The organism is Bacillus sp. SKDU12, assembly GCF_010093085.1.
In the GTDB taxonomy this organism is placed as follows: Bacteria; Bacillota; Bacilli; order Bacillales; family Bacillaceae; genus Bacillus; species Bacillus mexicanus.
In genome coordinates, this window is sequence record NZ_MSRC01000007.1 from 60745 (window position 1) to 86290 (window position 25546).

Annotated in this window: 26 protein-coding genes and 1 other annotated feature (1 of these 27 cut by a window edge); of the genes, 21 read left to right on the top strand and 5 right to left on the bottom strand. The window is 44.5% G+C overall.

The features are described 5' to 3' along the window. Positions 1–99 precede the first annotated feature (99 nt). Positions 100–822 carry a YebC/PmpR family DNA-binding transcriptional regulator gene (locus BTW01_RS06720; protein WP_162102249.1) on the top strand — a complete coding sequence of 241 codons (723 nt, stop codon included), beginning with the start codon at positions 100–102 and terminating at the stop codon, positions 820–822. A gap of 42 nt (positions 823–864) precedes the next feature. Here the strand turns inward: BTW01_RS06720 and BTW01_RS06725 are convergent, their stop codons facing one another. Then, positions 865–2319 carry an alanine/glycine:cation symporter family protein gene (locus BTW01_RS06725; protein WP_162102250.1) on the bottom strand — a complete coding sequence of 485 codons (1455 nt, stop codon included), beginning with the start codon at positions 2317–2319 and terminating at the stop codon, positions 865–867. Between the two features lie 269 nt (positions 2320–2588). On the opposite strand from BTW01_RS06725, the gene BTW01_RS06730 reads away from it, so the two are divergent. Then, positions 2589–2711, top strand: coding sequence for a hypothetical protein (locus BTW01_RS06730; RefSeq protein WP_162102251.1), 123 nt, complete (start codon positions 2589–2591; stop codon positions 2709–2711). Positions 2712–2756: 45 nt separating this feature from the next. Here BTW01_RS06730 and BTW01_RS06735 read toward each other — a convergent pair whose 3' ends face one another. Then, entirely contained in the window at positions 2757–3404 is a 648-nt protein-coding gene (locus BTW01_RS06735) for a phosphotransferase (RefSeq protein ID WP_162102252.1), read from the bottom strand. A 241-nt stretch (positions 3405–3645) separates the two neighbouring features. Between BTW01_RS06735 and iolG the strand changes: the two genes are divergently transcribed. From iolG to yajC, 9 genes are all read left to right on the top strand, one after another. Then, on the top strand, positions 3646–4671 hold the full coding sequence (gene iolG, locus BTW01_RS06740) for an inositol 2-dehydrogenase (protein ID WP_162102253.1): 1026 nt from the start codon (positions 3646–3648) through the stop codon (positions 4669–4671). A gap of 78 nt (positions 4672–4749) precedes the next feature. Further along, entirely contained in the window at positions 4750–6057 is a 1308-nt protein-coding gene (locus BTW01_RS06745; RefSeq protein ID WP_162102254.1) for an MFS transporter, read from the top strand. Between the two features lie 46 nt (positions 6058–6103). Then, positions 6104–6616 carry an intercompartmental signaling factor BofC gene (locus BTW01_RS06750; RefSeq protein WP_162102255.1) on the top strand — a complete coding sequence of 171 codons (513 nt, stop codon included), beginning with the start codon at positions 6104–6106 and terminating at the stop codon, positions 6614–6616. A 137-nt stretch (positions 6617–6753) separates the two neighbouring features. Then, positions 6754–7359: a Holliday junction branch migration protein RuvA gene (gene ruvA, locus BTW01_RS06755; protein WP_162102256.1), complete on the top strand. Its 606-nt coding sequence runs from the start codon at positions 6754–6756 to the stop codon at positions 7357–7359. Between the two features lie 10 nt (positions 7360–7369). Beyond that, complete coding sequence (gene ruvB, locus BTW01_RS06760; RefSeq protein WP_162102257.1) at positions 7370–8374, top strand: Holliday junction branch migration DNA helicase RuvB; 1005 nt, start codon at positions 7370–7372, stop codon at positions 8372–8374. Beyond that, positions 8367–8567 (top strand): DUF2905 domain-containing protein, encoded by a 201-nt coding sequence (locus tag BTW01_RS06765; protein ID WP_162102258.1) that lies wholly within the window; start codon positions 8367–8369, stop codon positions 8565–8567. The genes ruvB and BTW01_RS06765 overlap by 8 nt, the downstream gene beginning before the upstream one ends. A 29-nt stretch (positions 8568–8596) precedes the next feature. Beyond that, on the top strand, positions 8597–9625 hold the full coding sequence (gene queA / locus BTW01_RS06770) for a tRNA preQ1(34) S-adenosylmethionine ribosyltransferase-isomerase QueA (RefSeq protein ID WP_162102259.1): 1029 nt from the start codon (positions 8597–8599) through the stop codon (positions 9623–9625). 18 nt (positions 9626–9643) lie between these two features. After that, on the top strand, positions 9644–10789 hold the full coding sequence (gene tgt, locus BTW01_RS06775) for a tRNA guanosine(34) transglycosylase Tgt (protein ID WP_162102260.1): 1146 nt from the start codon (positions 9644–9646) through the stop codon (positions 10787–10789). Positions 10790–10829: 40 nt separating this feature from the next. After that, positions 10830–11096, top strand: coding sequence for a preprotein translocase subunit YajC (gene yajC / locus BTW01_RS06780; RefSeq protein WP_162102261.1), 267 nt, complete (start codon positions 10830–10832; stop codon positions 11094–11096). A gap of 53 nt (positions 11097–11149) precedes the next feature. Here yajC and BTW01_RS06785 read toward each other — a convergent pair whose 3' ends face one another. Next, positions 11150–11539 carry a TIGR04086 family membrane protein gene (locus BTW01_RS06785; RefSeq protein ID WP_202923592.1) on the bottom strand — a complete coding sequence of 130 codons (390 nt, stop codon included), beginning with the start codon at positions 11537–11539 and terminating at the stop codon, positions 11150–11152. Between the two features lie 196 nt (positions 11540–11735). On the opposite strand from BTW01_RS06785, the gene BTW01_RS06790 reads away from it, so the two are divergent. Beyond that, the gene (locus BTW01_RS06790; RefSeq protein WP_162102263.1) at positions 11736–12392 is read left to right on the top strand and encodes a DUF421 domain-containing protein; all 657 of its coding nucleotides are present in this window, start codon (positions 11736–11738) and stop codon (positions 12390–12392) included. A 3-nt stretch (positions 12393–12395) separates the two neighbouring features. Here BTW01_RS06790 and spoVB read toward each other — a convergent pair whose 3' ends face one another. After that, a complete protein-coding gene (spoVB, locus tag BTW01_RS06795; protein WP_162102264.1) occupies positions 12396–13952 on the bottom strand; it encodes a stage V sporulation protein B in 1557 nt (518 codons plus the stop codon). A 114-nt stretch (positions 13953–14066) separates the two neighbouring features. On the opposite strand from spoVB, the gene BTW01_RS06800 reads away from it, so the two are divergent. The 8 genes from BTW01_RS06800 to dtd all read left to right on the top strand — a co-directional run bounded on the left by BTW01_RS06800 (position 14067) and on the right by dtd (position 23445). Next, positions 14067–14363, top strand: coding sequence for a post-transcriptional regulator (locus BTW01_RS06800; protein WP_162102265.1), 297 nt, complete (start codon positions 14067–14069; stop codon positions 14361–14363). 38 nt (positions 14364–14401) lie between these two features. Continuing rightward, entirely contained in the window at positions 14402–16615 is a 2214-nt protein-coding gene (gene secDF, locus BTW01_RS06805) for a protein translocase subunit SecDF (protein ID WP_162102266.1), read from the top strand. A 155-nt stretch (positions 16616–16770) separates the two neighbouring features. After that, the gene (locus BTW01_RS06810; RefSeq protein ID WP_162102267.1) at positions 16771–17268 is read left to right on the top strand and encodes a cation:proton antiporter regulatory subunit; all 498 of its coding nucleotides are present in this window, start codon (positions 16771–16773) and stop codon (positions 17266–17268) included. Positions 17269–17342: 74 nt separating this feature from the next. Further along, a complete protein-coding gene (locus BTW01_RS06815; RefSeq protein WP_162102268.1) occupies positions 17343–17675 on the top strand; it encodes a LapA family protein in 333 nt (110 codons plus the stop codon). A 66-nt stretch (positions 17676–17741) separates the two neighbouring features. Continuing rightward, entirely contained in the window at positions 17742–20102 is a 2361-nt protein-coding gene (recJ, locus tag BTW01_RS06820; RefSeq protein WP_162102269.1) for a single-stranded-DNA-specific exonuclease RecJ, read from the top strand. Between the two features lie 5 nt (positions 20103–20107). Further along, a complete protein-coding gene (locus BTW01_RS06825) occupies positions 20108–20620 on the top strand; it encodes an adenine phosphoribosyltransferase (RefSeq protein ID WP_162102270.1) in 513 nt (170 codons plus the stop codon). 167 nt (positions 20621–20787) lie between these two features. Continuing rightward, positions 20788–22992 carry a GTP diphosphokinase gene (gene relA, locus BTW01_RS06830; RefSeq protein ID WP_162102271.1) on the top strand — a complete coding sequence of 735 codons (2205 nt, stop codon included), beginning with the start codon at positions 20788–20790 and terminating at the stop codon, positions 22990–22992. A gap of 12 nt (positions 22993–23004) precedes the next feature. Then, on the top strand, positions 23005–23445 hold the full coding sequence (dtd, locus tag BTW01_RS06835) for a D-aminoacyl-tRNA deacylase (RefSeq protein ID WP_162102272.1): 441 nt from the start codon (positions 23005–23007) through the stop codon (positions 23443–23445). Between the two features lie 25 nt (positions 23446–23470). On the opposite strand, the gene BTW01_RS06840 is transcribed toward dtd, so the two are convergent. Continuing rightward, a complete protein-coding gene (locus BTW01_RS06840; RefSeq protein ID WP_162102273.1) occupies positions 23471–25024 on the bottom strand; it encodes an SH3 domain-containing protein in 1554 nt (517 codons plus the stop codon). 131 nt (positions 25025–25155) lie between these two features. Between BTW01_RS06840 and BTW01_RS06845 the strand changes: the two genes are divergently transcribed. After that, positions 25156–25326, top strand: a complete 171-nt coding sequence (locus BTW01_RS06845) for a YrzK family protein (protein WP_162102274.1) — start codon at positions 25156–25158, stop codon at positions 25324–25326. A gap of 59 nt (positions 25327–25385) precedes the next feature. Further along, positions 25386–25546: a binding site (T-box leader), on the top strand (it continues 71 nt past the right edge of the window).

The window sequence follows — 25546 nt, forward strand, 5'->3', positions numbered from 1 at the left end:
AAAAGGCTGCCGGAAGTGTGATTTCGGCAGCCTTTTTCATTGCATCAGCGAACAATTCCCATTAAAGTGTACATAGAAAATGTAAAAGAAGGTGAAAACATGGCAGGACATTCGAAGTGGAAAAATATCCAAAAAAGAAAAAATGCCCAGGATGCAAAACGCGGGAAAATATTTATGAAGCTTGCGAAAGAAATCTATGTGGCGGCGAAAGAAGGCGGAGCTGATCCTGAAGCAAATTCTGCTTTGCGTTTGGTTATCGAAAAAGCAAAAGGCGCCAATATGCCGAATGAAAATATAGATCGAGCCATTAAAAAAGCGGCGGGAAGCCTAGATGGAAACAGCTATGAAGAAATCACCTATGAAGGCTATGGCCCATCTGGTGTTGCTGTCATGGTTGAATGTGTTACAGATAACAAAAATCGAACGGCATCAAACGTGCGGACAGCATTTAATAAAAATGGCGGAAGTCTTGGAGAAAACGGATGTGTAGCCTTTTTATTTGAACGGAAGGGATTTATTGCAATCGAACGTACAGAACAGAAAATAGATGAAGATGAGCTTATGCTTGATGTACTGGAGGCAGGCGGAGAAGAACTGCAGACGGTAGAAGACCAATATGAGATATTAACAGAGCCTGAGCGCTTTGAAGACGTCAAAGCAGCTATTGAATCGAAGTATCCCATTTCTTCGGCAGAGGTGACCATGATTCCAGCAACCTATACAGATGCCGATGATCAGGCTGCTGAGAAGCTGGAAAAATTAATCGACAGTCTAGAGGATGACGATGATGTCCAAGAAGTGTATACCAATTATCGCCCATAAAAAAACCGGCACGATGTCATATCGGGCCGGTTTTCTGTATATTTAAGAGACACGCTCATTTTCCTGGATATATTCCTTCTCCCAGAAATCAGCGTTTTTGATGCCCAGCGCTTTCGGATCAAATACAGGGTCTAAGCCCTGTTTCTTTTGGCGCTCGTAATCTTTTAAAGCGAGAAGCGCCGGTTTGGCCAGCAGCACAATCGCGATGACGTTCAGCCATACCATAATGCCAAGTCCAGCATCGCCTAATGCCCAAGCAAGTGTAGCAGTTTTCACAGTTCCATAGAACGTCGCGGCTAAAATAACCAGCTTTAAGCCAAGTGTTGCCCATTTGCTTTCTCTGCCTCGGGCTAAATAGACGATATTGGTTTCTGCGATGTAGTAATACGCCATAATCGTTGTAAATGCGAAAAAGAATAAAGCGATAGCCACAAAGCCCGCACCGAATCCGGGGAGAACATTGTCAATGGCCGCTTGAGTGAAACCGGGCCCGGCTTCGACGCCTTTCAGCTGATGAACGATAAAGGAACCATCTGCAGCCTGGGTGTTGTACATGCCCGTAAACAAGATCATAAAAGCTGTAGCGGAACACACAAATAATGTGTCAATATAAACAGAAAATGCCTGAACCAACCCCTGTTTAACCGGATGGGAAACCTCTGCGGCGGCCGCTGGATGGGGGCCTGTTCCCTGGCCGGCTTCGTTTGAGTAGATGCCTCGTTTGACTCCCCAAGAAATCGCCATGCCGATCAGGCCGCCAAAAGCGGAATCCAGAGCAAAAGCGCTTTTGAAAATCAATAAAATGACAGCAGGCAATTCAGAAATATTCATGCTAATAATGATCACAGACAGCAGAATATATCCAATCGCCATAAACGGAACAATCATTTGTGCAGCACTGGCTATTCGTTTGACACCGCCGAAGATGATAAAGCCTAATAATAAAATGAGAATGCAGCCTGTAATGGCAGGAGAGATGCCGAATGCATTTTTGACGCTGGCCGCAATGGAATTAGACTGTACGCCCGGCATCAAAAGGGCCATGGCAATAAGAGCGGCAGCGGCAAATAAGACGGCAAACCACTTAATCCCTAAGCCTTTTTCAATATAATAAGCCGGACCGCCTCGATATTGTCCGCCTTGTTTTACTTTGTAAATTTGAGCAAGCGTTGACTCGACAAAGGCGCTCGCCGCACCGATAAAGGCAATTACCCACATCCATAACACCGCACCGGGTCCGCCGAATGCAATTGCTGTCGCCGCACCTGCAATATTTCCTGTTCCCACTCGCCCGGACAGCGCAATTGATAGTGCTTGAAAAGAAGAAACGCCGGCTTCAGAGCTCTTTCCTTTGAACATCAGAACAATCATTTCTTTCAAATGTCTGACTTGTAAAAAACGGGTCATGATAGAAAAGAGGAACCCAATTCCCAATAAAATATAAATGACGGGGGTGCTCCATAAGACCGCGTTCAAATGGGCAACAAAATCTTCCATCAAACTTCCTCCTCACTTCCACTTCAAAATACACGTATAAAAGAATTTTGGGTTAATCGAACTATTTCTACAACTGATTTGTCACATTATATGACCCGGTAATTAACAATAAGGAGAGGAAGGGAAAAAGAAAAAACGCTGCGAGTGATTACGCTGCGTTTTTCGTATTTCACGACATATCAAGTTCATACTATCTTTACACTTCTTTAAAATTCCCTCAATAAAGCGGTGGTATGATGGAAACAAATAAAGGGTGAGGAGAGACAGAAATGGAGAAAATATATTGTCATTCCAGTGATAAGGGCTCAGAAGCGCTCTACTTAACTGTGAGAGGCTATCGAATTAAGCTGTCGCCTGAACAAATGAAACTGATTTCTGCTCACAGAAAGTAAAATATATGGAAGAAGGCAGCCGCTTTAAGCGGCTGCCTTTTCGATTTAAGAATATTTTCTTTTCCAGTGAGCGACACGCTTTTGAAACCAATCTTTTTTATATAACAATGCGATAATCTCCAGCCAAAAACCCGGAATCTTTTTTGGGAATATCGGTTTTTTGTAGAGTGCATGATACGCTGATTTTAAATCTTCCCACTGGGTGCACGTTTTTGTCTGTTCAAATCTGGCAACATCAATTACCCGCACCGCCCCAGTTTCTGTCAGAATCAGATTGCGCAAATGAATGTCGGACGGATTCAGACCGGCAGCCCGGGCGGTAGAAAGTGCTTCTTCAACCTGCTGAATCTTGTCATCACTGATCGCAATACCTTTCTTCAGGCAGTTATAAAAGGTTTCGCCTTTGATATATTCCATAAGAATAAATGAATCACCAGTTTCGTAAATGTCAGGATAGAAAGCCGATCCGGCCAACTTTTTATAGATCGCGGCTTCTTTGACTGCGGTCGCTTGATGTTCAGGAAAAAATACTTTCAGCGCCATTTTTCGATCGGCTTCTGTGAAGGCAAACACATAGGCGCTTCTTCCCTTGCCGATTAATGTTAGTTCCTCGGATTTTCCTTTCACTTTATCAAATCTGCTGTTCTTGCGGAATATGACTGAATGGGCCAGTGCCTCTGCTTTTGTCACCATTTCATTCACCTTCTTTGCTCTATTTTATGCAGCTGTTTATGGGAAAATCATAAACTGTTCAGGAAAAAGAGCCTAATTCTAGTGTGTCTGGTCTTCGAGAAGAAGAAGGCTGCCTCAATAAGCATGAATCATGATAAAAGAGATATAGAGTGATGATTTCCATTCTTGAAAAGCGCTTACAAATGGGATAGTATTAATTTTAAATAAAGCGCTTTCGTAAATATTTAAGGGGGAACATGCCATGACAAAACAGATTGTGACTGGGATTATCGGTGCGGGGCGCATCGGCAAACTTCATGTTCAAAATATATGCCGGATTCCTCATATAAAAATAAAAGCTGTCTCTGATCTTCAGGCCAGCCATATCAAAAGCTGGGCAGACAGACATCAGATTGAATACATAACGTCTGATTATCGGGATATATTGCATGACCCGGACATTGACGCTGTTTTGATTTGCTCGCCGACAACCCTACATGCTCAAATGATAAGGGAAGCAGCGGAGGCGAAAAAGCATATTTTTTGTGAAAAGCCTGTCAGTTTCTCTTTAGACGAAACAAAGGAAGCGCTTGCATCCGTCCGCAGACACGGGGTTGCACTCCAAGTCGGATTCAATCGTCGTTTTGATCCTCATTTTAAGAAGGTCAAAGCAATTGTTGAAAATGGTGAAATCGGTACGCCTCATTTATTAAAAATCACGTCGCGTGATCCTGAACCCCCGAATATGGATTATGTCCGTACATCAGGCGGCTTGTTTATGGATATGTCAATCCATGATTTTGATATGGCCAGGTATATTATGGGAGACGAAGTGACGGAAGTGTATGCAAAAGGAGCGGCCTTAGTGAATCCTTCTTTTTCAGAGCTGGGCGATATTGATACGGCTGTTATTACACTGACTTTTGAAAACGGTGCTATGGCTGTGATTGACAACAGCCGCCAAGCTGTGTACGGATATGACCAGCGGGTCGAGGTTTTCGGGACAAAAGGTTCCGCAGCGGCGGACAACAGCCGGCCGACGACGGTCGAAGTGTCGACTGCTGATTTTGTGATGAAGGATAAACCGCATTTCTTTTTCCTTGAACGCTATGAAGATGCGTATGAGGAAGAGATTCTTCGATTTGCAGAAGCGATTGGAACAAACCGGGAAACTGTCTGCACTGGCAATGACGGTTTTCAGGCGGAACGGATCGCCAGAGCGGCACAGCAATCGCTTGCTTTTGGCATGCCTGTCAGTATTGAGCATACTGAAAAAGTCGCTTTTTAAAAAAATAGGATTACAATTCACAAAGCTTGGGTATAAAAATTCCATTGATACTTTAGAAAAAAGTAGGCGGTGGAGAAAATGAATCATGCACATGGTAAAGGGAATGTTTTGAACAAAATCGGAATTCCTTCTCACATGGTTTGGGGTTACATTGGCGTTGTCATCTTTATGATTGGGGATGGGCTCGAACAAGGCTGGCTTTCTCCTTTTCTCGTTGATCATGGTCTCAGCATGCAGCAATCCGCATCGTTATTTACCATGTACGGTATTGCTGTCACCATCTCGGCTTGGCTTTCAGGCACATTTGTTCAAACTTGGGGGCCAAGAAAAACGATGACGATCGGTTTGATTGCATTTATCCTTGGTTCAGTCGCTTTTATCGGCTGGGCGATTCCTCATATGCATTACCCGGCTCTCTTAGGCAGCTACGCACTTAGAGGTTTGGGTTATCCGCTGTTTGCATACTCGTTTCTCGTATGGGTATCATACAGCACCTCTCATCAAATTCTCGGAAAAGCCGTTGGCTGGTTTTGGTTTATGTTTACGTGCGGTCTTAACGTACTCGGTCCGTTCTATTCCAGCTATGCAGTTCCGGCCTTTGGAGAAATCCATACACTTTGGAGCGCTTTGCTGTTTGTCTCTGCAGGCGGATTCCTCGCTCTATTTTTAAATAAAGATAAATTTACTCCAGTACAAAAACAAGATCAGCCGAAATGGAAAGAGCTGTCCAAGGCATTTACCATTATGTTCGAAAACCCTAAAGTCGGCATCGGCGGAGTGGTCAAGACGATCAATGCCATAGGACAATTTGGATTTGCGATCTTTCTTCCTACATACTTAGCGCGTTACGGATATTCTGTTTCAGAATGGCTGCAAATATGGGGGACGCTGTTTTTTGTGAATATTGTGTTTAATATTATTTTTGGTGCAGTCGGAGATAAACTCGGCTGGCGCAATACCGTGATGTGGTTTGGCGGTGTCGGATGCGGTATTTTCACGCTGGCGCTTTATTACACGCCTCAGCTCATCGGGCACCAGTATTGGGTGCTGATGATTATCGCCTGCTGCTACGGCGCGTCATTGGCCGGTTACGTGCCATTAAGCGCCCTTTTGCCGACGCTCGCACCTGATAACAAAGGCGCTGCCATGTCAGTGTTGAACCTGGGATCTGGTTTATGTGCATTTATCGCGCCGGGCATCGTAAGTCTTTTCATTGGTCCGCTCGGTGCAGGAGGTGTGATTTGGATATTTGCGGCATTGTATTTTTTCAGCGCTTTTCTGACACAATTCTTGACGATTTCTGAGAAAAGCGAGGATGTATTTACAGAAGAACGGTTTGTCAGGGAAAATATGCAAACAAATTTTGAGAAAACGGTTAAGCAGTAACCTCTTTGGTCAAACTAGTCTTAAACATGGCAAAGAGGTGTAGAGGGTGAAACGATTCAGCACGGCGTATCTTTTACTGGGCATTTTTTGCTCAGCCGCAGCATGTCTAATAGGTGCTCCTCCCCGCCTGTTTGCGGCGGAAGTGGAGCACTATGAACCGCTGCAGGTGCATGTGCAGCTTGAGAAGGTGTATTTGGACGGCGATGTCAGCATCGAGCATAAACGTGAAAAAGTACTTTCAATGGAGGATTTTTGGACGGCTTATGCCGGCTGGACGCTTGTCGAACAAAAAAAGGGATATGTGCTATTCCGAAAGCAAATGGACGATATTTCTCCGCTCAGTAAGGTGAACGGGTATATCGGTGTATCGGATAATGGAGTGATTTCTACTTTTCATGGCCGGCCTGAGTCAGCGAGAGAACCGGTTCAGTCTTTTTTTCAAATTGATTTAGAAAGACTGGAGAGCCATATGCAAAAAAATCTGCTGAAAGGCATACCATTCCGGACAAAAGCGGAGTTTGAGGATGTGATAGAACATATAAAGACATACAGTGGGTAATGTCCGCTGAACGAAGACATGTATTCATGTCTTTTTTTAGTGGAAGAATGAGAGAGAAGCGAACGTATGTTAACTTTTCTATAAGACTTTGGCTGTTTTTATGGTACAATGAAGAACAGTCAAAGAGGTGAATTTGCGTGATCGAATTTGTTAAAGGGACGATTGATTATGTATCTCCCCAATATATTGTGATTGAGAACGGCGGGATTGGCTATCAGATCTTTACGCCGAATCCATTTATATATAAGGAGAGAAACCAAGAAACGATTTTTACGTACCATCATATCAGAGAGGATGCTTTTTCGCTCTATGGGTTTTCAACAAGAGAGGAGAAGGCGCTCTTTACAAAGCTGTTAAATGTGACCGGAATCGGGCCAAAAGGCGCGCTTGCCATTTTGGGCTCAGGTGATCCGGGAGCTGTCATCCAAGCGATTGAAAATGAGGATGAAGCCTTTTTGGTCAAGTTTCCCGGTGTCGGAAAGAAAACCGCTCGCCAGATTATTCTTGACTTAAAAGGAAAGCTTGCCGATGTTGTGCCTGAAATGATTGAAAATCTGTTTAATCATGAAGAAAGACTTGAAAAGCAAACAGCAGAAACGGCTCTCGAAGAAGCGCTTGAGGCCCTTAGGGTTCTCGGATATGCTGAAAAAGAAATCAAAAAGGTGCTTCCTCACTTGAAAGAAGATATTGGGCTCTCAACAGACCAATATGTGAAAAAAGCGTTACAAAAACTATTGAAGTAAGGTGATGTTCATGGATGAACGGCTCGTCTCAAGTGAAGCAGACAACCATGAATCAGTGATAGAGCAAAGCCTAAGGCCGCAAAATTTGGCGCAATATATCGGGCAGCATAAGGTGAAAGAAAATTTGCGCGTCTTTATAGACGCAGCAAAAATGAGACAGGAGACGCTTGACCATGTTCTTCTGTACGGGCCGCCCGGACTCGGGAAAACGACGCTTGCTTCTATCGTTGCCAATGAAATGGGAGTGGAATTGAGGACGACATCAGGGCCGGCGATTGAGAGACCTGGTGATTTGGCTGCCATATTAACGGCGTTGGAGCCGGGAGATGTATTATTTATTGATGAAATACATAGGCTGCACAGATCGATTGAAGAGGTATTATATCCTGCAATGGAAGACTTTTGCCTGGATATTGTGATCGGCAAAGGTCCTTCTGCCCGTTCGGTACGGCTCGATCTTCCACCTTTTACGCTGGTGGGCGCCACTACAAGGGTAGGGCTTTTAACGGCGCCGTTAAGAGATCGTTTCGGTGTCATGTCGCGGCTTGAGTACTATACACAAGAAGAGCTGGCGGACATTGTTACAAGAACAGCTGATGTATTCGATGTTGAGATTGATAAACCGTCTGCCCTTGAAATCGCGAGGAGATCGAGAGGGACACCCCGCGTAGCGAACCGCCTGCTGAGAAGGGTGCGGGATTTCGCCCAGGTGCTGGGTGACAGCCGGATCTCGGAAGGGATTTCGCAAGATGCCTTGGAGCGGCTGCAGGTGGATCGTCTCGGATTGGATCATATTGATCATAAGCTGCTGATGGGCATGATTGAAAAATTTAACGGCGGCCCGGTGGGACTTGATACCATTTCAGCCACGATCGGCGAAGAACCGCATACGATCGAAGACGTATATGAGCCATACCTTCTGCAAATCGGGTTTATCCAAAGAACACCGCGAGGAAGGATTGTGACACCGGCTGTTTATCATCATTTCCAAATGGAGGCTCCTCGATATGACTGAATTCCCTAAGATCATTATGATTCTTGGTGCTGTTTTGCTTATGATCGGAGCAGTTTTGCATTTTGTCGGCAAGATGCCGGGAGATATTTTTGTGAAAAAAGGAAATGTCACGTTTTTCTTCCCGGTTGTCACTTGTATTATCGTAAGTGTGGTATTATCAATTTTGCTTAACCTTTTCGGCAGAATGAAATAACAAAAGACAAGAATAAAGGTGAAAACATCATGAAAGTCGATTTATTTGATTTTGAACTACCGGAACGTTTAATTGCACAAGTGCCGTTGGAGCAGCGCGATGCTTCAAGACTGATGGTGCTTGATAAACATACAGGAGAGCTGACTGACAGCTCGTTTAAACACATTATCAGCTTCTTTAACGAAGGAGACTGTCTAGTATTAAACAATACGCGTGTGCTGCCTGCGAGGTTATTCGGCACAAAAGAGGATACTGGCGGAAAAGTGGAACTTCTTTTACTGAAGCAGGAAGCTGGTGACAGGTGGGAAACCCTTGCCAAACCGGCGAAACGAGTAAAAAAAGGAACCGTTGTCACATTTGGGGACGGAAGATTGAAGGCTGTCTGCACGGAAGAGCTTGAGCATGGCGGCAGAAAAATGGAATTCCAGTATGACGGGATCTTCTACGAGGTGCTTGAATCCCTTGGAGAGATGCCGCTCCCGCCATATATTAAAGAACAGCTTGATGACAGAGAGCGCTACCAAACTGTATATTCTAAAGAAATCGGATCTGCAGCCGCGCCTACAGCAGGTCTTCATTTCACAGAAGAAATTTTGCAGCAATTGAAAGATAAAGGTGTGCAAATTGAGTTCATCACTTTGCACGTAGGTCTTGGAACGTTTCGTCCTGTGAGTGCTGATGACGTTGAAGAGCATAATATGCATGCTGAATTTTATCAAATGTCAGAAGAAACAGCTGCAGCCTTAAACAAGGTAAGGGAAAATGGCGGCCGGATTATTTCCGTCGGCACGACATCGACACGTACGCTTGAAACGATTGCCGGGGAACATGGCGGTCGATTTGAAGCGTCAAGCGGCTGGACATCTATTTTTATTTATCCGGGCTACGAATTTAAAGCCATTGACGGAATGATTACAAACTTCCATTTGCCGAAATCGTCATTGATTATGCTGGTGAGCGCGCTTGCTGGAAGAGAAAACGTTCTGCGGGCTTATCACCATGCGGTGGAAGAGGAATATCGTTTCTTCAGCTTCGGAGACGCGATGCTGATAATTTAAGAACAGGAGGCCTCAAAAGTGGCTGAACAACCAATACGCTATGAATTTATAAAAGAATGCAAACAAACAGGGGCTCGGCTAGGCAAAGTACATACCCCGCACGGCTCCTTTGAAACGCCGGTTTTTATGCCGGTCGGCACACTGGCAACAGTCAAAACGATGGCGCCTGAAGAGCTGAAAGCAATGGATGCGGGCATCATTTTAAGCAACACTTATCACCTATGGCTCCGCCCGGGTCATGATATTGTCAAAGAAGCGGGCGGACTGCATAAATTTATGAACTGGGATCGTGCGATTTTAACAGATTCAGGCGGGTTTCAGGTCTTTTCTTTAAGCAAGTTTCGTAATATAGAGGAAGAGGGCGTTCATTTCCGCAATCACTTAAATGGAGACAAGCTGTTTTTATCTCCGGAAAAAGCAATGGAGATTCAAAACGCACTCGGCTCTGATATTATGATGGCGTTTGACGAATGCCCGCCGTATCCGGCAGAGTATGATTATATGAAGCGATCAGTAGAACGGACAAGCCGCTGGGCGGAACGCTGCCTGAATGCCCACAGCCGTCAGGATGAGCAAGGGCTGTTTGGGATAGTACAAGGCGGAGAATATGAAGATCTGCGCACACAAAGCGCGAAGGACTTGGTCTCTCTTGATTTTCCGGGATATGCTATAGGCGGATTATCTGTCGGTGAACCGAAGGATGTCATGAACCGCGTACTCGAGTTTACGACACCGCTTTTGCCGAAGGATAAACCGAGATATCTGATGGGAGTGGGATCTCCGGACGCGCTGATTGACGGAGCAATCCGCGGAGTCGACATGTTTGACTGTGTGCTGCCTACAAGAATTGCGCGAAACGGCACAGTGTTTACAGCTGAAGGCCGCCTCAATATGAAAAATGCGAAATTTGAAAGAGACTTCCGTCCGATTGATGAAGAGTGTGATTGCTATACATGTAAAAACTACACTCGCGCGTACATCAGACACTTGATCCGCTGCAACGAAACATTTGGCCTGAGATTAACAACTTACCATAACCTTCATTTTCTGTTACACTTAATGGAGCAGGTCAGACAGGCTATTCGTGAGGATCGTCTGGGTGATTTCCGAGAAGAGTTCTTTGAGCGTTACGGCTACAACAAGCCAAATGCGAAAAGCTTCTAAATAAAAATAAATAACAGGTTTATAGAAAGGGGTGAAAATAATGACTGGCACTTTAGGTACATTGATTCCTATTATTTTAATGTTTGCGGTTCTTTACTTCTTGCTGATTCGTCCTCAGCAAAAGCAGCAAAAGGCAGTACGCCATATGCAGCAGGAACTGAAAAAAGGTGATACAGTAGTGACAATCGGGGGATTGCACGGCACTGTGGATTCTATTGACGATAGCAAAGTCGTAATCAAGACTGGTGAAAACACACGTCTTACGTTCGACCGCCGCGCGATCAGAGAAGCTTCTGCTGCAGAATAACAGCAGAAGCTATACATAGCTAACAAAAAAAGAGCGGATGATTCCGCTCTTTTTTATGTGGAAGACCTGTTTCCCTTCAAATTCACGCCGAAAATCCCGCCCAGCATGCATACCCCTAAAAATCCAAGATGGAAGAGCAGCTGTTCCGCTGTAAATGTTTTTCCGAAGCCTAAATACTGAAACAACAAAATAATCAGTGAGAAGCTTAAAGCAGTCAATGCCCCGATCATCCATCCTCTTTCTTTTCCTTTCCCGCCTGAAATGAATCCTCCGATGAATAAGGAAATAAACGATACGGCTGTGATCAGCCAGTTGAATGATGACTCTTCCAGCGATGTTGCCGTCAGTAAAAGTGAAACGGCTAAACTCGTCAGAAGCATAGCTGAGAATATGGCGATTAAGCCGTAAAGAATGCCTTTTCCAACTTGTTTCGTTTCCTCCATAAATGTCTCCTCTCTGCCTGTATTAAAAGGCTTTTGTTCTTTTTGAACAAAGCGCCAGACATGCTGACAGCTCGTCTTTGTAAAAATGTATTCCCTCATTCCGTGAATTAGACGTAAAAGCTTTATGAAATCCTATCGGTTCTTCCTACATAAATTGGTCGTTTTGTTGCAACCTATGATGAGTTGGAGGTGCATGATGGAAGAGCTTTTTACTATTACATTTCGCACAATCATATTGTATTTTGTGATATTGGTTATTTTTCGTTTCATGGGCAAACGGGAGATCGGGGAGCTTAGCATTTTAGATCTCGTTGTCTTTATCATGATGGCAGAAATCGCCGTTTTAGCCATAGAAAACGTAGAGGATCATCTGTTTCACACCATCCTGCCGATGCTCGTATTAATGATCATTCAGGTGACATTCGCCTACTTTTCTTTAAAAAACCGAAAAATCCGCCAGCTGCTTGACGGCAAGCCGACTATCATTATTAAATATGGGGAAATTGACGAAGGCGCCATGAGATCACAACGTTATAATTTTGATGATTTAATGGTTCAGCTCAGAGAAAACAGTATCGACAGAGTAGCTGATGTATCATTTGCCATTTTAGAGCCGTCGGGCAAATTGACCGTTATAAAGAAAGAAAACAGCGGTGAGCATCGGCAACTTGAAATGCCGCTCATTATAGATGGCTCGATTCATACAGAAAATCTGTCCAGAATTGACAAAGATGAACAATGGCTGTTTGAAACATTAAAAAAACATGGATATGCAAATCCTTCAGACATTTCGTTTTGCTCATTTACTGACGGTGAGTTATTTATTGATGAAAAGGATGGGAGCCGCACGTAACCTTTAGCGAGCGATCAGACGTCCGATAATAGGAATGCGGCGAAGCTCATCTTTTTTTATTAAACGGAAAGCGAGCAGAAGGATGATATAGATGGCGGCGCTTATTGTAATCCACCCGGCGACATTCACTGCCTCGGACGCCCCAAAGCTTACATATTGTTTGATGGCAGAGCTGATGAATCCGCAAATCACTATAACAGTGAAACTAAGCGCATACTCTTTCATTTTAATGCTGATCGGCAGTACCTTGCTTACGGTTGCCGCGTGCAAAAGCGTGACGAGCACCATACCTGTTACAATGGCCAGCGATGCGCCCATAATGCCGAGAGACGGTCTTGTGGCAAGGACAAAAATAAGACCTGTTTTGACAAGCGCTCCAATTAAACTGTTCATCATCGCAGCACCGGCCAAATTAAGCGCCTGCAGGACCGCCTGAAGAGGACCTTGAAAATAATATAGGAGAAAAAACGGAGCCATCACTTTTATGAATACAGCTGCGCCTGAAGAGCCATACATTACCCTCATCAGCTCGTCCGCAAAGACGTATAAAATGACAACTGAAATGCCTCCGCTGAGCAGGCAGAGCCGCATGGCCTGTTCCAAACGGTATTCCACCACCTGCAATTTTTTCTGCTCCATCCCTTCACTGATCGCAGGAACAAGTGCGGTCGACAAAGAATATGTAATAAAGCTGGGCAGAGTCAGTAGCGTCATGGCAAAGCCGGTCAGTTCCCCGTATTGCTTTGTGGCGGCGACCGTCGCGACACCGGCGATGGCAAGGCTTTGAGCAACGACAATCGGCTCGAAAAACCAAGAGAGATTGCCGATAAAGCGGCTCCCGGTCGTTGGAAGGGATACGCTCATTAATTGGGTAAAGGTTTGTTTTCCATTTTTAATCGACTGGAAAAAATGCTTTCTGATTTTAATGGTCTTTTTATACTTAAAGCAAACGAATAAATACAGAAGTGATGCCAGCTCTCCTGCGACCGAGGAAAGCATTGCCCCTGCTGCGGCATATTCAATTCCGTAAGGAAGAAAAATTGTCGTACAGGCAGCGACGAGTGAAATGCGGACAACCTGTTCAAGGACTTGAGACATGGCAAGCGGGTTCATATTCTGTTTTCCTTGAAAGTACCCCCTCAATACACTTGAGATAGCAATAATCGGCACAACCGGCGTAATGGCCAGAAGAGGATACAATGTTCTCTTGTCTGTCAGCATCGTTTCAGCCATAACAGGGGCAAAAAACAGAAACAGCGGTGTAAAGATCAGACTGAGCACTCCTGTGATGGTCAGAGACATGACTAAAATATTTTTTGTTTTTTTGTGGTCGCCGCGTGCGCTTGCTTCTGCGACAAGCTTACTGATCGCGACCGGCAGACCGAATTGAGTTAATGTAGTGGCTAAAAAGAAGGTCGGAGCTGCCATCATGTAAAGCCCGACTCCTTCTTCGCCGATAAACCGGGCAATAACCACCCGGTTGACAAACCCGAGCATTCTTGTCACCATCCCTGCTGCGATAAGGATAAGAGTGCCCCTTAAAAACGTCTGTTTCGCCATTTTTACCCCCTGCCTTCTCAAACTACCTGTAATCATATACAATAAGATATGCGTATATATCGTCCAAGCATGACAAGTCTTCTTGAAAAACAATAAAAAAAGGAGCGTGGAATCGTGGAGAAGCATCCCGCGGATCTATATAAGGACCACGTCAGGCCGTTTCTTTACAGCAAACTGGAAGAGTTTAAGATTCTCGGGTATGATGATGTTGAGCTCGAAAGTTTGTGGTCATTCTTAAAAGATAAGAAGTGGAAAAAGAAAACGGAGCTGCACATTTATGAAATGACGAGTGATATTTTATCAGTGAAAATTGGCGAATTTATGAACTATGCAACTGTTGAGTCATTCAAAACGTCTAGTTGGCTAGGCAGTGAAGAAGCACAGGAAGCATTGGATGAACTGCTGAGATAGCAGATTGATTCGCACAGGTTTAAGGGAGGATATACATAATGAAAAAAGGACGCTTGATTGCGTTTTTCCTTTTCGTTTTATTGATCGGCACAGGCTTGGGTTACTTTACAAAGCCTGCCGCGAACAATATTACATTAGGATTGGATTTGCAAGGCGGATTTGAGGTGCTGTATGATGTACAGCCCGTAAAAAAAGGTGACAAAATCACAAAAGATGTTCTGGTCAGCACAGTAGAGGCGCTGAACCGCAGAGCCAATGTTCTCGGTGTAAGTGAACCGAACATTCAAATTGAAGGAAATAACCGGATTCGCGTTCAGCTCGCTGGTGTGACAAACCAAAACAGAGCGCGTGAAATTTTGGCTACTGAAGCCCAGCTTTCCTTCAGAGATACGAATGATAAAGAATTGTTGAACGGCTCTGATCTCGTCGAAAATGGCGCCAAACAAACCTATGACCCTAAAACAAATGAACCGATTGTCAGTATTAAATTAAAAGACGCTGATAAATTTGGCGAAGTGACCAAACAGGTCATGAAGATGGCGCCGAACAACCAGCTTGTCATTTGGCTCGATTACGAAAAAGGAGACTCTTTTAAGAAAGAAGTTCAAAAAGAGCATCCTAAATATGTATCCGCTCCGAACGTTAGTCAGGAATTAAACACAAAAGACGTTACAATTGAAGGGCATTTTACCGTTCAAAAGGCGAAAGATTTAGCCAACATTTTAAATGCCGGCGCGCTTCCTGTGAAACTGACTGAAAAATATTCAACTTCAGTAGGTGCACAATTCGGCCAGCAGGCGCTCCATGATACGGTGTTAGCTGGTATTGTCGGTGTCGCAATTATTTTCTTATTTATGCTTTTCTATTACCGCCTGCCAGGATTTATTGCGGTGATTACGCTATCGGTTTATATCTACATTACGCTGCAGGTCTTTGACTGGATGAATGCGGTACTCACACTTCCGGGAATTGCCGCTCTCATTTTAGGTGTCGGGATGGCTGTTGACGCCAATATCATCACCTATGAACGGATTAAAGAGGAGCTTAAGTTAGGAAAGTCGGTCCGCTCCGCCTTCCGTTCAGGAAACAGACGATCATTTGCGACGATTTTTGACGCGAATATTACAACGATTATTGCAGCCGTTGTACTCTTCATTTTCGGGACAAGCTCTGTAAAAGGGTTTGCTACAATGCTGATTCTGTCGATTTTGACAAGCTTTATCACTGCCGTTTTCTTATCAAGATTTCTCCTTGCACTCCTCGTGGAAAGCAGATGGCTTGATCGGAAAAAAGGCTGGTTCGGCGTCAATAAGAAACATATTATGAATATCCAGGATACGGATGAAAATACAGAACCGCATACGCCGTTCCGAAAATGGGATTTCACGAGCAAACGCAAATATTTCTTTGTTTTCTCCAGTGCAGTCACGATTGCCGGGATTATTATCCTGCTTGTCTTTAAGCTCAATCTTGGCATTGACTTTGCAAGCGGCGCCCGGATAGAAGTGCAGAGCGACCATAAGCTGACGACAGAGCAGGTAGAGAAGGATTTTGCATCACTTGGCATGGACCCAGATACAGTTGTCCTTTCTGGGGACAAGAGCAATATCGGTGTTGCCCGTTTTGTTGGTGTCCCAGATAAAGAAACCATTGCCGACGTAAAAACGTATTTCAAAGACAAATACGGATCAGAACCAAATGTCAGCACAGTTTCACCGACGGTCGGTAAAGAGCTGGCAAGAAATGCGCTGTACGCACTTGCTATCGCTTCTATTGGCATCATCATTTACGTTTCGGTCCGATTCGAATACAAAATGGCGATAGCAGCAATCGCTTCACTGCTTTATGATGCTTTCTTTATCATCGCGTTTTTCAGCATTACAAGGCTTGAGGTAGATGTTACCTTCATCGCCGCCATCCTGACGATTGTCGGGTATTCGATTAACGATACAATCGTTACATTTGATAGGGTTCGGGAGCATATGAAAAAGCGCAAGCCGAAAACATTTGCCGACCTGAATCACATTGTAAATCTAAGCCTGCAGCAAACCTTTACACGTTCAATTAACACTGTGTTAACGGTCGTGATTGTTGTAGTGACTTTGCTCATCTTTGGAGCATCTTCGATTACAAACTTCTCAATTGCTTTATTGGTCGGGCTGTTAACAGGCGTTTATTCCTCTCTCTACATTGCCGCTCAAATTTGGCTTGTATGGAAAGGCAAAGAACTGAAAAAAGAAAAGGCGCAATAAAATTGTCGGGCTGTCCTTTGCAGGGCAGCCTGTTTTTTAAGTTTCATTGAACTTAAAATAGACATTTGTTATAATGACATACGCTTACATTTACACATATAAATGGTGTTGAGATTGTTTATGACTGGTTTTCAGATATGTAGGAGGGTTTATAAATGAGGATCCGCGAATCGGAGCTGCCGGGCATAGGGCATAAAGTTGAAATCATGACGAGAAATCGGGATAAAATGTCAATTGTCATTCATCATGACGGCCGAAGAGAGCTGTACTATTTTGACGAAAATGATCATGAAGAATGTGTTGCCTCCGTGCAGTTTGATGACGTTGAAGCAAGACAAGTCTCTGCCATTCTCGGCGGAATGGCATATAAACCGAAAGCATTAGAACGGGTCGAGTCAGCGCTGGATGATCTAATCATAGAGTGGTGTAAAGCAGAGGCGGGAGCGCCTGCCGTTCATCATACAATTGGTGATTTGGACGCGAGGCGAGAATATCATGTGACAGTCATCGCGATTATAAAGAAGAGTCAGGATAAACAACTGAACCCGGGATCTGAAACAGTCATTGATGAAGGTGATACACTTGTCATTTCCGGTGAGAGTAATGGACTGAAGAGGCTGATTCGGGAAAAATTTACTGCGAATGGGGCTTAACCTCGTGTTAAGCCATGTTTACATCCAGTCTTGATAGGGAAAGTTACCTCAATAAAAAGTTTGGGGGAAAGAGAATGAATAAACAATGGACCATTATTTTTGCACTTATATTCACTTTAATTGTCGCTATTTTTGCAGTCATTAATGTAAGATCCGTAGAAGTTGATTACCTGTTTGGCAGGTCGGAGTGGCCGCTTATCCTAGTTATTATAGGGTCAGTTTTAATGGGCGCGCTGATCGTATTTTCTGCCGGTGTTTTTCAGGTGATGAAATTAAAGCGGGAAATAAAAGCGTTGCGGAAAGAAAATAAAGCTGCTCAAGGAACGGTACATAACCAAGAGGATACGCTGCATACTGATCTGAACGACACACAGGATGCATCAGCTGAACTTGAGAAAAAAGACTAGTTTTTGAATAATATTTGAAACCCCTCAGTCTGCTCTAGTATAATAGGGTGGTTGAGGGGTGAATTTATGTTAGCGTCAAAAATGCGATGGGAAATCCAGCGACCAGATCAGGATAAGATCAAATCACTCACAGAACAATTGCATATAACACCTCTTGTTGCGTCCCTGCTTGTAAAAAGAGGCTTTGATACGGCAGAAAGCGCAAAGCTGTTTTTACATACAAAGGAAGCCGATTTTTATGATCCTTTCGAAATGAAGGGCATGAAAGAAGCGGCAGATCGAATAAAACAGGCGATTTCACAACAAGAACAGATTATGATATATGGCGATTATGATGCCGATGGAGTTACCAGTACGTCAGTGATGCTTCATACGCTGCAAAAGCTGTCGGCTCAAGTTGATTTTTATATACCTGACCGCTTTAAAGAAGGATATGGCCCTAATGAACAGGCGTTTCGTTTGATTAAAGAACGGGGCTTCTCTCTGGTTATAACGGTTGATACAGGAATTGCCGCTGTGCATGAAGCGAAGGTGGCAAGGGAACTCGGACTGGATGTTATTATTACGGATCACCATGAGCCGGGACCAGAGCTTCCGGATGCCCACGCGATCGTCCACCCGAAGCAATCTGGCTGCACATATCCGTTTAAAGAGCTTGCCGGGGTTGGGGTCGCGTTTAAGCTTGCCCATGCTTTATTAGGGGAACTGCCGGATGAATTGCTTGATTTGGCGGCAATCGGCACCATTGCCGATCTTGTCCCGCTGCACGATGAAAACAGATTAATTGCAACACTGGGACTTGAAAGGCTTCGCCGGACGAATCGGCTGGGCTTAAAAGAGCTGGTCAAGCTGTCGGGCGGAGACATCGGAGAAGCGAACGAAGAAACAGTAGGGTTCCAGATAGCGCCGAGGCTGAATGCCGTCGGAAGAATCGAGCAGGCGGATCCCGCTGTTCATTTGCTCATGTCAGAGGATTTGTTTGAAGCGGCAGAGCTTGCTGCTGGTATTGATGAGCTGAACAAAGAGCGCCAAAAAATGGTTAGCAAGATGACGGATGAAGCGATTGAAATGGTTGAACAGCAAGGTCTCGACCAAACTGCAATCGTTGTCGCTAAAGCCGGATGGAATCCAGGAGTCGTCGGGATTGTGGCTTCAAAGCTTGTTGACCGTTTCTACCGTCCGGCTGTTGTGCTTGGCATTGATGAAGAAAAAGGAATCGCCAAAGGCTCGGCCCGAAGCATCAGAGGCTTTAATTTATTCGAGAGCCTTTCTGAATGCAGAGATATTCTTCCTCATTTCGGCGGCCATCCAATGGCGGCGGGAATGACGCTAAATACTGAAGATGTGCCGGATTTACGAGATAGGCTGAATGAAATAGCGAACAACACGCTTACGGAAGAAGATTTTATTCCTGTGCAGGAAGTAGATCTCGTCTGCGGTTTGGAGGACATTACAGTTGAAAGCATCACAGAGATGAACCTGCTGTCCCCCTTTGGCATGCTGAACCCAAAACCGCACGTTCTCGTAGAAAACGCTGTGCTGGAAGATATCCGCAAAATAGGCGCTAATAAAAATCATGTGAAAATGACGATCAGAAACGAGTCATCTCAACTTGATTGCGTCGGCTTTAATAAAGGTGAGCTTGAAGAAGGCATCGTCCGCGGATCAAGAATTTCAATTGTCGGCGAGATGTCTATTAACGAATGGAATAATAGAAAAAAACCGCAGCTAATGATTAAGGATGCCGCGGTTTCTGAATGGCAGCTGTTTGACTTAAGGGGAAAACGGATGTGGGAAGACACAGTTTCCGCCCTTCCATCTGCCAAACGGACCATTGTCTCTTTCAAAGAAGACTCAACAGCACTTCTTCAGACTGAAGATCTTCGCCGCGATGTGCATGTCATCAGCTCAGAAGATCAAGCGAAGGCATTAGACCTTGATGGTGCGTTTACTGTATTGCTGGATCCGCCGCCTTCATTGGACATGCTTGCACGTTTGCTGGAAAACAAGGCACCGGAGCGGATATATTTTATTTTTCTCAATCAAGAGGACCACTTTTTATCGACATTTCCCGCAAGAGACCACTTTAAATGGTATTATGCGTTCTTGCTGAAAAGAGGCACTTTTGACGTGAAAAAACACGGCTCAGAGCTTGCAAGGCATAAAGGCTGGTCCATTGAGACAATCAATTTCATGACAAAGGTGTTTTTTGATCTAGGTTTTGTTAAAATAGAGAATGGTGTGCTGTCTGTGGTCACCGGAGTAAAGAAACGAGATTTAACAGACTCACAAACATATCAGGCGAAGCAGCAGCTGATGGAATTGGATCAAAAGCTGAATTATTCTTCTGCTGAAGAGCTGAAGGAATGGCTGAATAAGCTGATGAAACATGATTCAGAGGCTTATGAAAGTACGAGGAGGACATAAAACAGATGGATTTAAAACAATACGTAACAATTGTACCGGATTACCCGAAAGAGGGCGTGCAATTTAAAGATATTACGACACTGATGGATAAAGGCGACGTATACCGCTATGCCACAGACCAAATTGTTGAATACGCGAAAGAAAAACAAATTGATTTGGTCGTAGGCCCTGAAGCGCGCGGCTTTATTATCGGCTGTCCCGTTGCTTACGCGCTTGGCGTAGGTTTTGCTCCGGTCCGCAAAGAAGGCAAATTGCCTCGTGAAGTGATCAAAGTGGACTACGGCTTGGAATATGGAAAAGACGTATTAACGATCCACAAAGATGCGATTCAACCAGGTCAGCGTGTGCTAATTACAGATGACTTGCTTGCGACAGGCGGCACAATTGAAGCAACAATCAAACTTGTTGAAGAACTTGGCGGCGTTGTTGCTGGTATCGCTTTCTTAATCGAGCTTTCTTACCTTGACGGCAGAAAGAAGCTTGAAAATTATGATATGCTAACGTTAATGAAATACTAAAGATAATCGCATAACGAAAAAAGCACTCCATGTTAGGGTGCTTTTTTCCTATTGTTTTGCGTTTATTTTATATAATATCGGCTATTTGAGCTTCTGCTCTTTACATCTTTCGTTTTTTTCTTGATAATAAACTACAATACAGTTTACATTCTAAAAAAGGTGATTCCATGGCGAACGAACAAGTATTGACTGCCGAGCAAGTTATTGATAAAGCGCGCAGCTATCTATCTGGTGAGCATATCGCATTTGTCGAGAAAGCATATCTGTATGCTGAGGATGCTCATCGCGAGCAATACCGCAAATCGGGCGAACCATATATTATTCATCCGATTCAGGTTGCGGGAATTCTCGTTGATCTTGAGATGGACCCTTCCACAATCGCGGGCGGATTTCTGCACGATGTGGTGGAAGATACAGATGTGACGCTCGATGACCTGAAAGAAGCATTTTCCGAAGAAGTGGCAATGCTTGTTGACGGTGTAACAAAGCTCGGTAAAATTAAATATAAATCACAAGAGGAACAGCAGGCGGAAAATCATCGCAAAATGTTTGTCGCTATGGCTCAAGATATCAGGGTCATACTGATCAAGCTGGCGGATCGTCTTCACAATATGCGGACGCTAAAGCATCTCCCTCAGCAAAAACAGCGGAGAATTTCCAATGAAACGCTGGAAATTTTTGCTCCTTTGGCGCATCGTCTCGGGATATCAAAGATTAAGTGGGAACTGGAAGATACAGCGCTCCGTTATTTGAATCCTCAGCAATATTACAGAATTGTCAACCTCATGAAGAAAAAACGCGCAGAACGTGAGCTTTATGTCGATGAGGTTGTCAATGAAGTGAAGAAACGTGTCGAAGAAGTGAATATCAAGGCTGACTTTTCGGGACGTCCAAAACATATTTACAGCATCTATCGAAAAATGGTGCTGCAAAATAAGCAATTTAACGAAATTTACGATTTATTGGCTGTCCGCATTCTTGTGAATAGCATAAAGGACTGCTACGCGGTGCTCGGCATCATTCACACATGCTGGAAGCCTATGCCCGGCAGATTCAAAGATTATATCGCAATGCCGAAGCCGAATATGTATCAATCGCTTCATACAACGGTTATCGGGCCTAAAGGTGATCCGCTGGAAGTGCAGATCCGCACCTTTGAAATGCATGAAATTGCGGAATACGGGGTTGCGGCCCACTGGGCTTATAAAGAGGGGAAAGCGGCCAATGAGAGCGCAACCTTTGAGAAAAAGCTATCTTGGTTCCGTGAAATTTTAGAATTCCAAAATGAATCAACAGATGCAGAAGAATTTATGGAATCGCTCAAAATCGATTTGTTTTCTGATATGGTGTATGTCTTTACGCCGAAAGGAGATGTAATCGAGCTTCCGTCCGGCTCCGTTCCGATTGATTTTTCTTACCGAATTCACTCGGAAATCGGCAATAAAACAATTGGTGCTAAAGTAAACGGAAAAATGGTTACGCTTGATCATAAGCTTCGGACAGGTGATATCGTTGAAATTCTCACCTCTAAGCACTCCTACGGTCCGAGCCAGGATTGGGTGAAGCTTGCCCAAACCTCCCAGGCAAAGCATAAAATCCGTCAATTCTTCAAGAAACAGCGGCGCGAAGAAAACGTTGAAAAAGGCCGCGAGCTTGTAGAGAAAGAAATTAAAAACCTTGATTTTGAAGTAAAGGATGTCTTAACGCCTGAGAATATTCAAAAGGTTGCTGACAAGTTTAATTTCTCAAATGAAGAGGATATGTACGCAGCGGTCGGATATAACGGCATTACAGCCTTACAGGTGGCAAACCGCCTGACGGAAAAAGAGAGAAAGCAGCGCGACCAGGAAGAACAGGAAAAAAGCGTGCAGGAAGTCAATGCGGAGCCTAAGCCATACCCGCAGGGCCGAAAACGGGAAGCGGGCGTTCGCGTCAAGGGAATCGACAATCTTCTTGTCCGTTTGTCAAAATGCTGCAATCCTGTACCGGGTGACGACATTGTTGGATTTATTACAAAGGGAAGAGGGGTTTCGGTCCATCGTGAAGACTGTCCGAACGTCAAAACGAATGAAGCTCAAGAGCGGCTGATTCCGGTAGAGTGGGAGCATGAGTCACAGGTTCAAAAGCGTAAGGAATACAACGTTGAGATAGAGATTCTTGGGTATGACCGCCGCGGATTGCTAAACGAGGTGCTTCAGGCAGTGAATGAAACGAAAACAAATATTTCATCTGTCTCTGGCAAATCGGATCGCAATAAAGTGGCTACCATTCATATGGCCATTTTTATTCAGAACATCAATCACTTGCACAAAGTCGTCGAGCGTATTAAACAGATAAGAGATATCTATTCTGTGCGCCGCGTTATGAACTAAAGGGGTTAGAACATGAGACTAGTTGTTCAGAGAGTAACAGATGCAAGCGTTACAGTGGATGAAAAGGTCGTCGGCCAAATTGGACAAGGCATCATGGTGCTGGTTGGCATCACTCACGAGGATACAGAAGAGGATGCAGCTTATTTAGCTGATAAAGTGGTTCATCTCCGTATTTTCGATGACAGTGAAGGGAAAATGAATCTGTCTCTTTTAGATATAGGAGGGGAGATTTTATCTGTCTCTCAATTTACGCTATACGGAGATACGAAAAAAGGGCGCCGTCCAAACTACATGAACGCCGCCAAACCTGATAAAGCATTAGGCCTTTATGAAAAATGGAACGATCTGCTTCGTGAAAAAGGAATCAAAGTGGAGACCGGAACGTTTGGAGCGATGATGGATGTTCAGCTTACAAACTCTGGACCGGTCACACTCATCATGGATTCAAAATAAAAAAGCTGCCAAAAGGCAGCTTTTTTTATTGGAAGTATTTCTCTAGTCCGCTTTCGATCCCATCTGTTACTTTTTCTTGGTATGAATTGCTATGTACAATCGCTTCTTCCTGCGGATGGCTTACATATCCCAGCTCATAGAGCATAGCGGGCTGTCTGTTTTCCCGGAGCACATAATAATCTCCGAATAACACACCGCGGTCAGGAATAGAAGAACGCTTTACCACTTCAGAGTGAACGGCGGATGCCAGTTTCTGATCTTTGGCAGGACTGTAGTAATAAGCGGTGCTGCCTCTCGTGGAAGTATCCGCATAGCTGTCAAAGTGAATGCTGATAAAGGCGTCGGCGTTGCGATAGTGCGACGTAGAGACTCGTGACTGCAGGCTGACAAAGGTATCATCCTGGCGTGTCACATACACATTGGCCCCAGCGGATCTGAGTTTGCTTGCGAGCCGTTTTGCCGTTTTGATTGTCAGGTTTTTCTCGAATTTACCTGAATAACCGATCGTTCCGCTGTCTTTTCCGCCGTGCCCCGGATCAACAATAATCGTTTTATTGTTTAGAGAACCGTTTCCAGACGGGGAATCAGATGCAGGAGGTTCGCCTGCTTCTTCTGCGCTTTTAGACGTTTGAACCACCCAATTGGCTACATAACCAGCCTGCCCGTTATCGAGCTTAATTTGATACCAGCTGCCTTTAGAACCTGTAATGGTGAATGAATCGCCTTTGGCAGCACGTTCAACGATTGAAGCGGATGTTGATGCATCACTTCTTACATTCGTTCCTCCGTATACAATATAGGCTTTTTTAGCGGAGGTTGAACGGCCGGCATTTGCCGAACTTTCCGCTGGATCAGAATTAGTTAAAAGGTAATGGCTTGCAACCCAGCCTTTCAGCCCATTCGCCTCAATATGAGCCCAGCCATTTTTTTCATTGAGAACTGTCACTTTCATTCCGCGATCCAGTTTCGTTATAATCGCTGCATCATGTGAGGCGGAGGCTCTCACATTCAGTGCAGAAACACCGACTTTGCCCGCTGAAGCACCGACAGTATTGTTTTGATGACCTACATTAGATGCTGAACTGCTGTGATTTGACGTGACATATTCGGATGACACCCATCCTGTAGCATTTTGATAGGATATCTTGGTCCAGCCGGAACCTTTCTCAAGGACAGACGCCTGGCTGCCTTGCGGGAATTTGCCGATGACCTTGTAGGAAGTGCCCGGGCCTGTTCGCATCCTTAGATCGGGGTCTGTTGATGTCACAGTATCACTGCTTTTTGAAGAGTTTGTGCCGGCTTGGTCTTTCTTTGCAATAAGCCAGGAGACCACCCACCCCTTTTTTCCGGAGCCAAGCTGAATCTGCACCCAGTCTCCGTCTTCCTTTAAAATTGGGTAATGCTCGCCTTTTTTCACTTTCGCTGTAATACCGTAGCTAAGTCCAGGGCCGCTTCTGACATTCATGTCATCTGTTGCGATAACCGCTTCTCCCTGTGCGGCTGTAACGTCGGAAAAAGTCGGGAACAGGGTCCCGGCAAAAATAATACATACAATAAGAACAACGTATTTCTTGCTCATTATGCCCTCCTTTCTGATGATCAATAAAAAGCATTCTTGCTTAATATCGTAAAGTCCTTTCTGATTTTTAAATAAAAATAAAATGATTTGTTTATACTAGGCGTAAATACAATCAAAAAGGTGTGCAAATCATGAAATATCATCCAAAAATGGGACGTGCATTTCACGACGGTGAAGCAAATCTGCATTACAGCGATCACGCAGATCCCGATACGATCGGTTATCTTACTGAAACAGCATCTGAGTTCGGCCTTATGTCCAAAGAAGCAGCAATGAGGAAAAACAACCGGAATAAAGCTTGACAGAGAACCCCAATCCCATTATTATAATAGAAATTGAGTACATAGCAAGTGATGAAAAATTTGAACCAATAATGGAGAAGAGTAGGTCAGATTGCATGGCTAGAGAGGAACCGCCCTAGGCTGAAAGCGGATCCCATTGCGTCTTTCTCGAAACAACACTCCGGAGGTTTCCTGCTGAACGCGTTCATTCCGTCATTAGGCAGTGAACGTGAACCTGCGT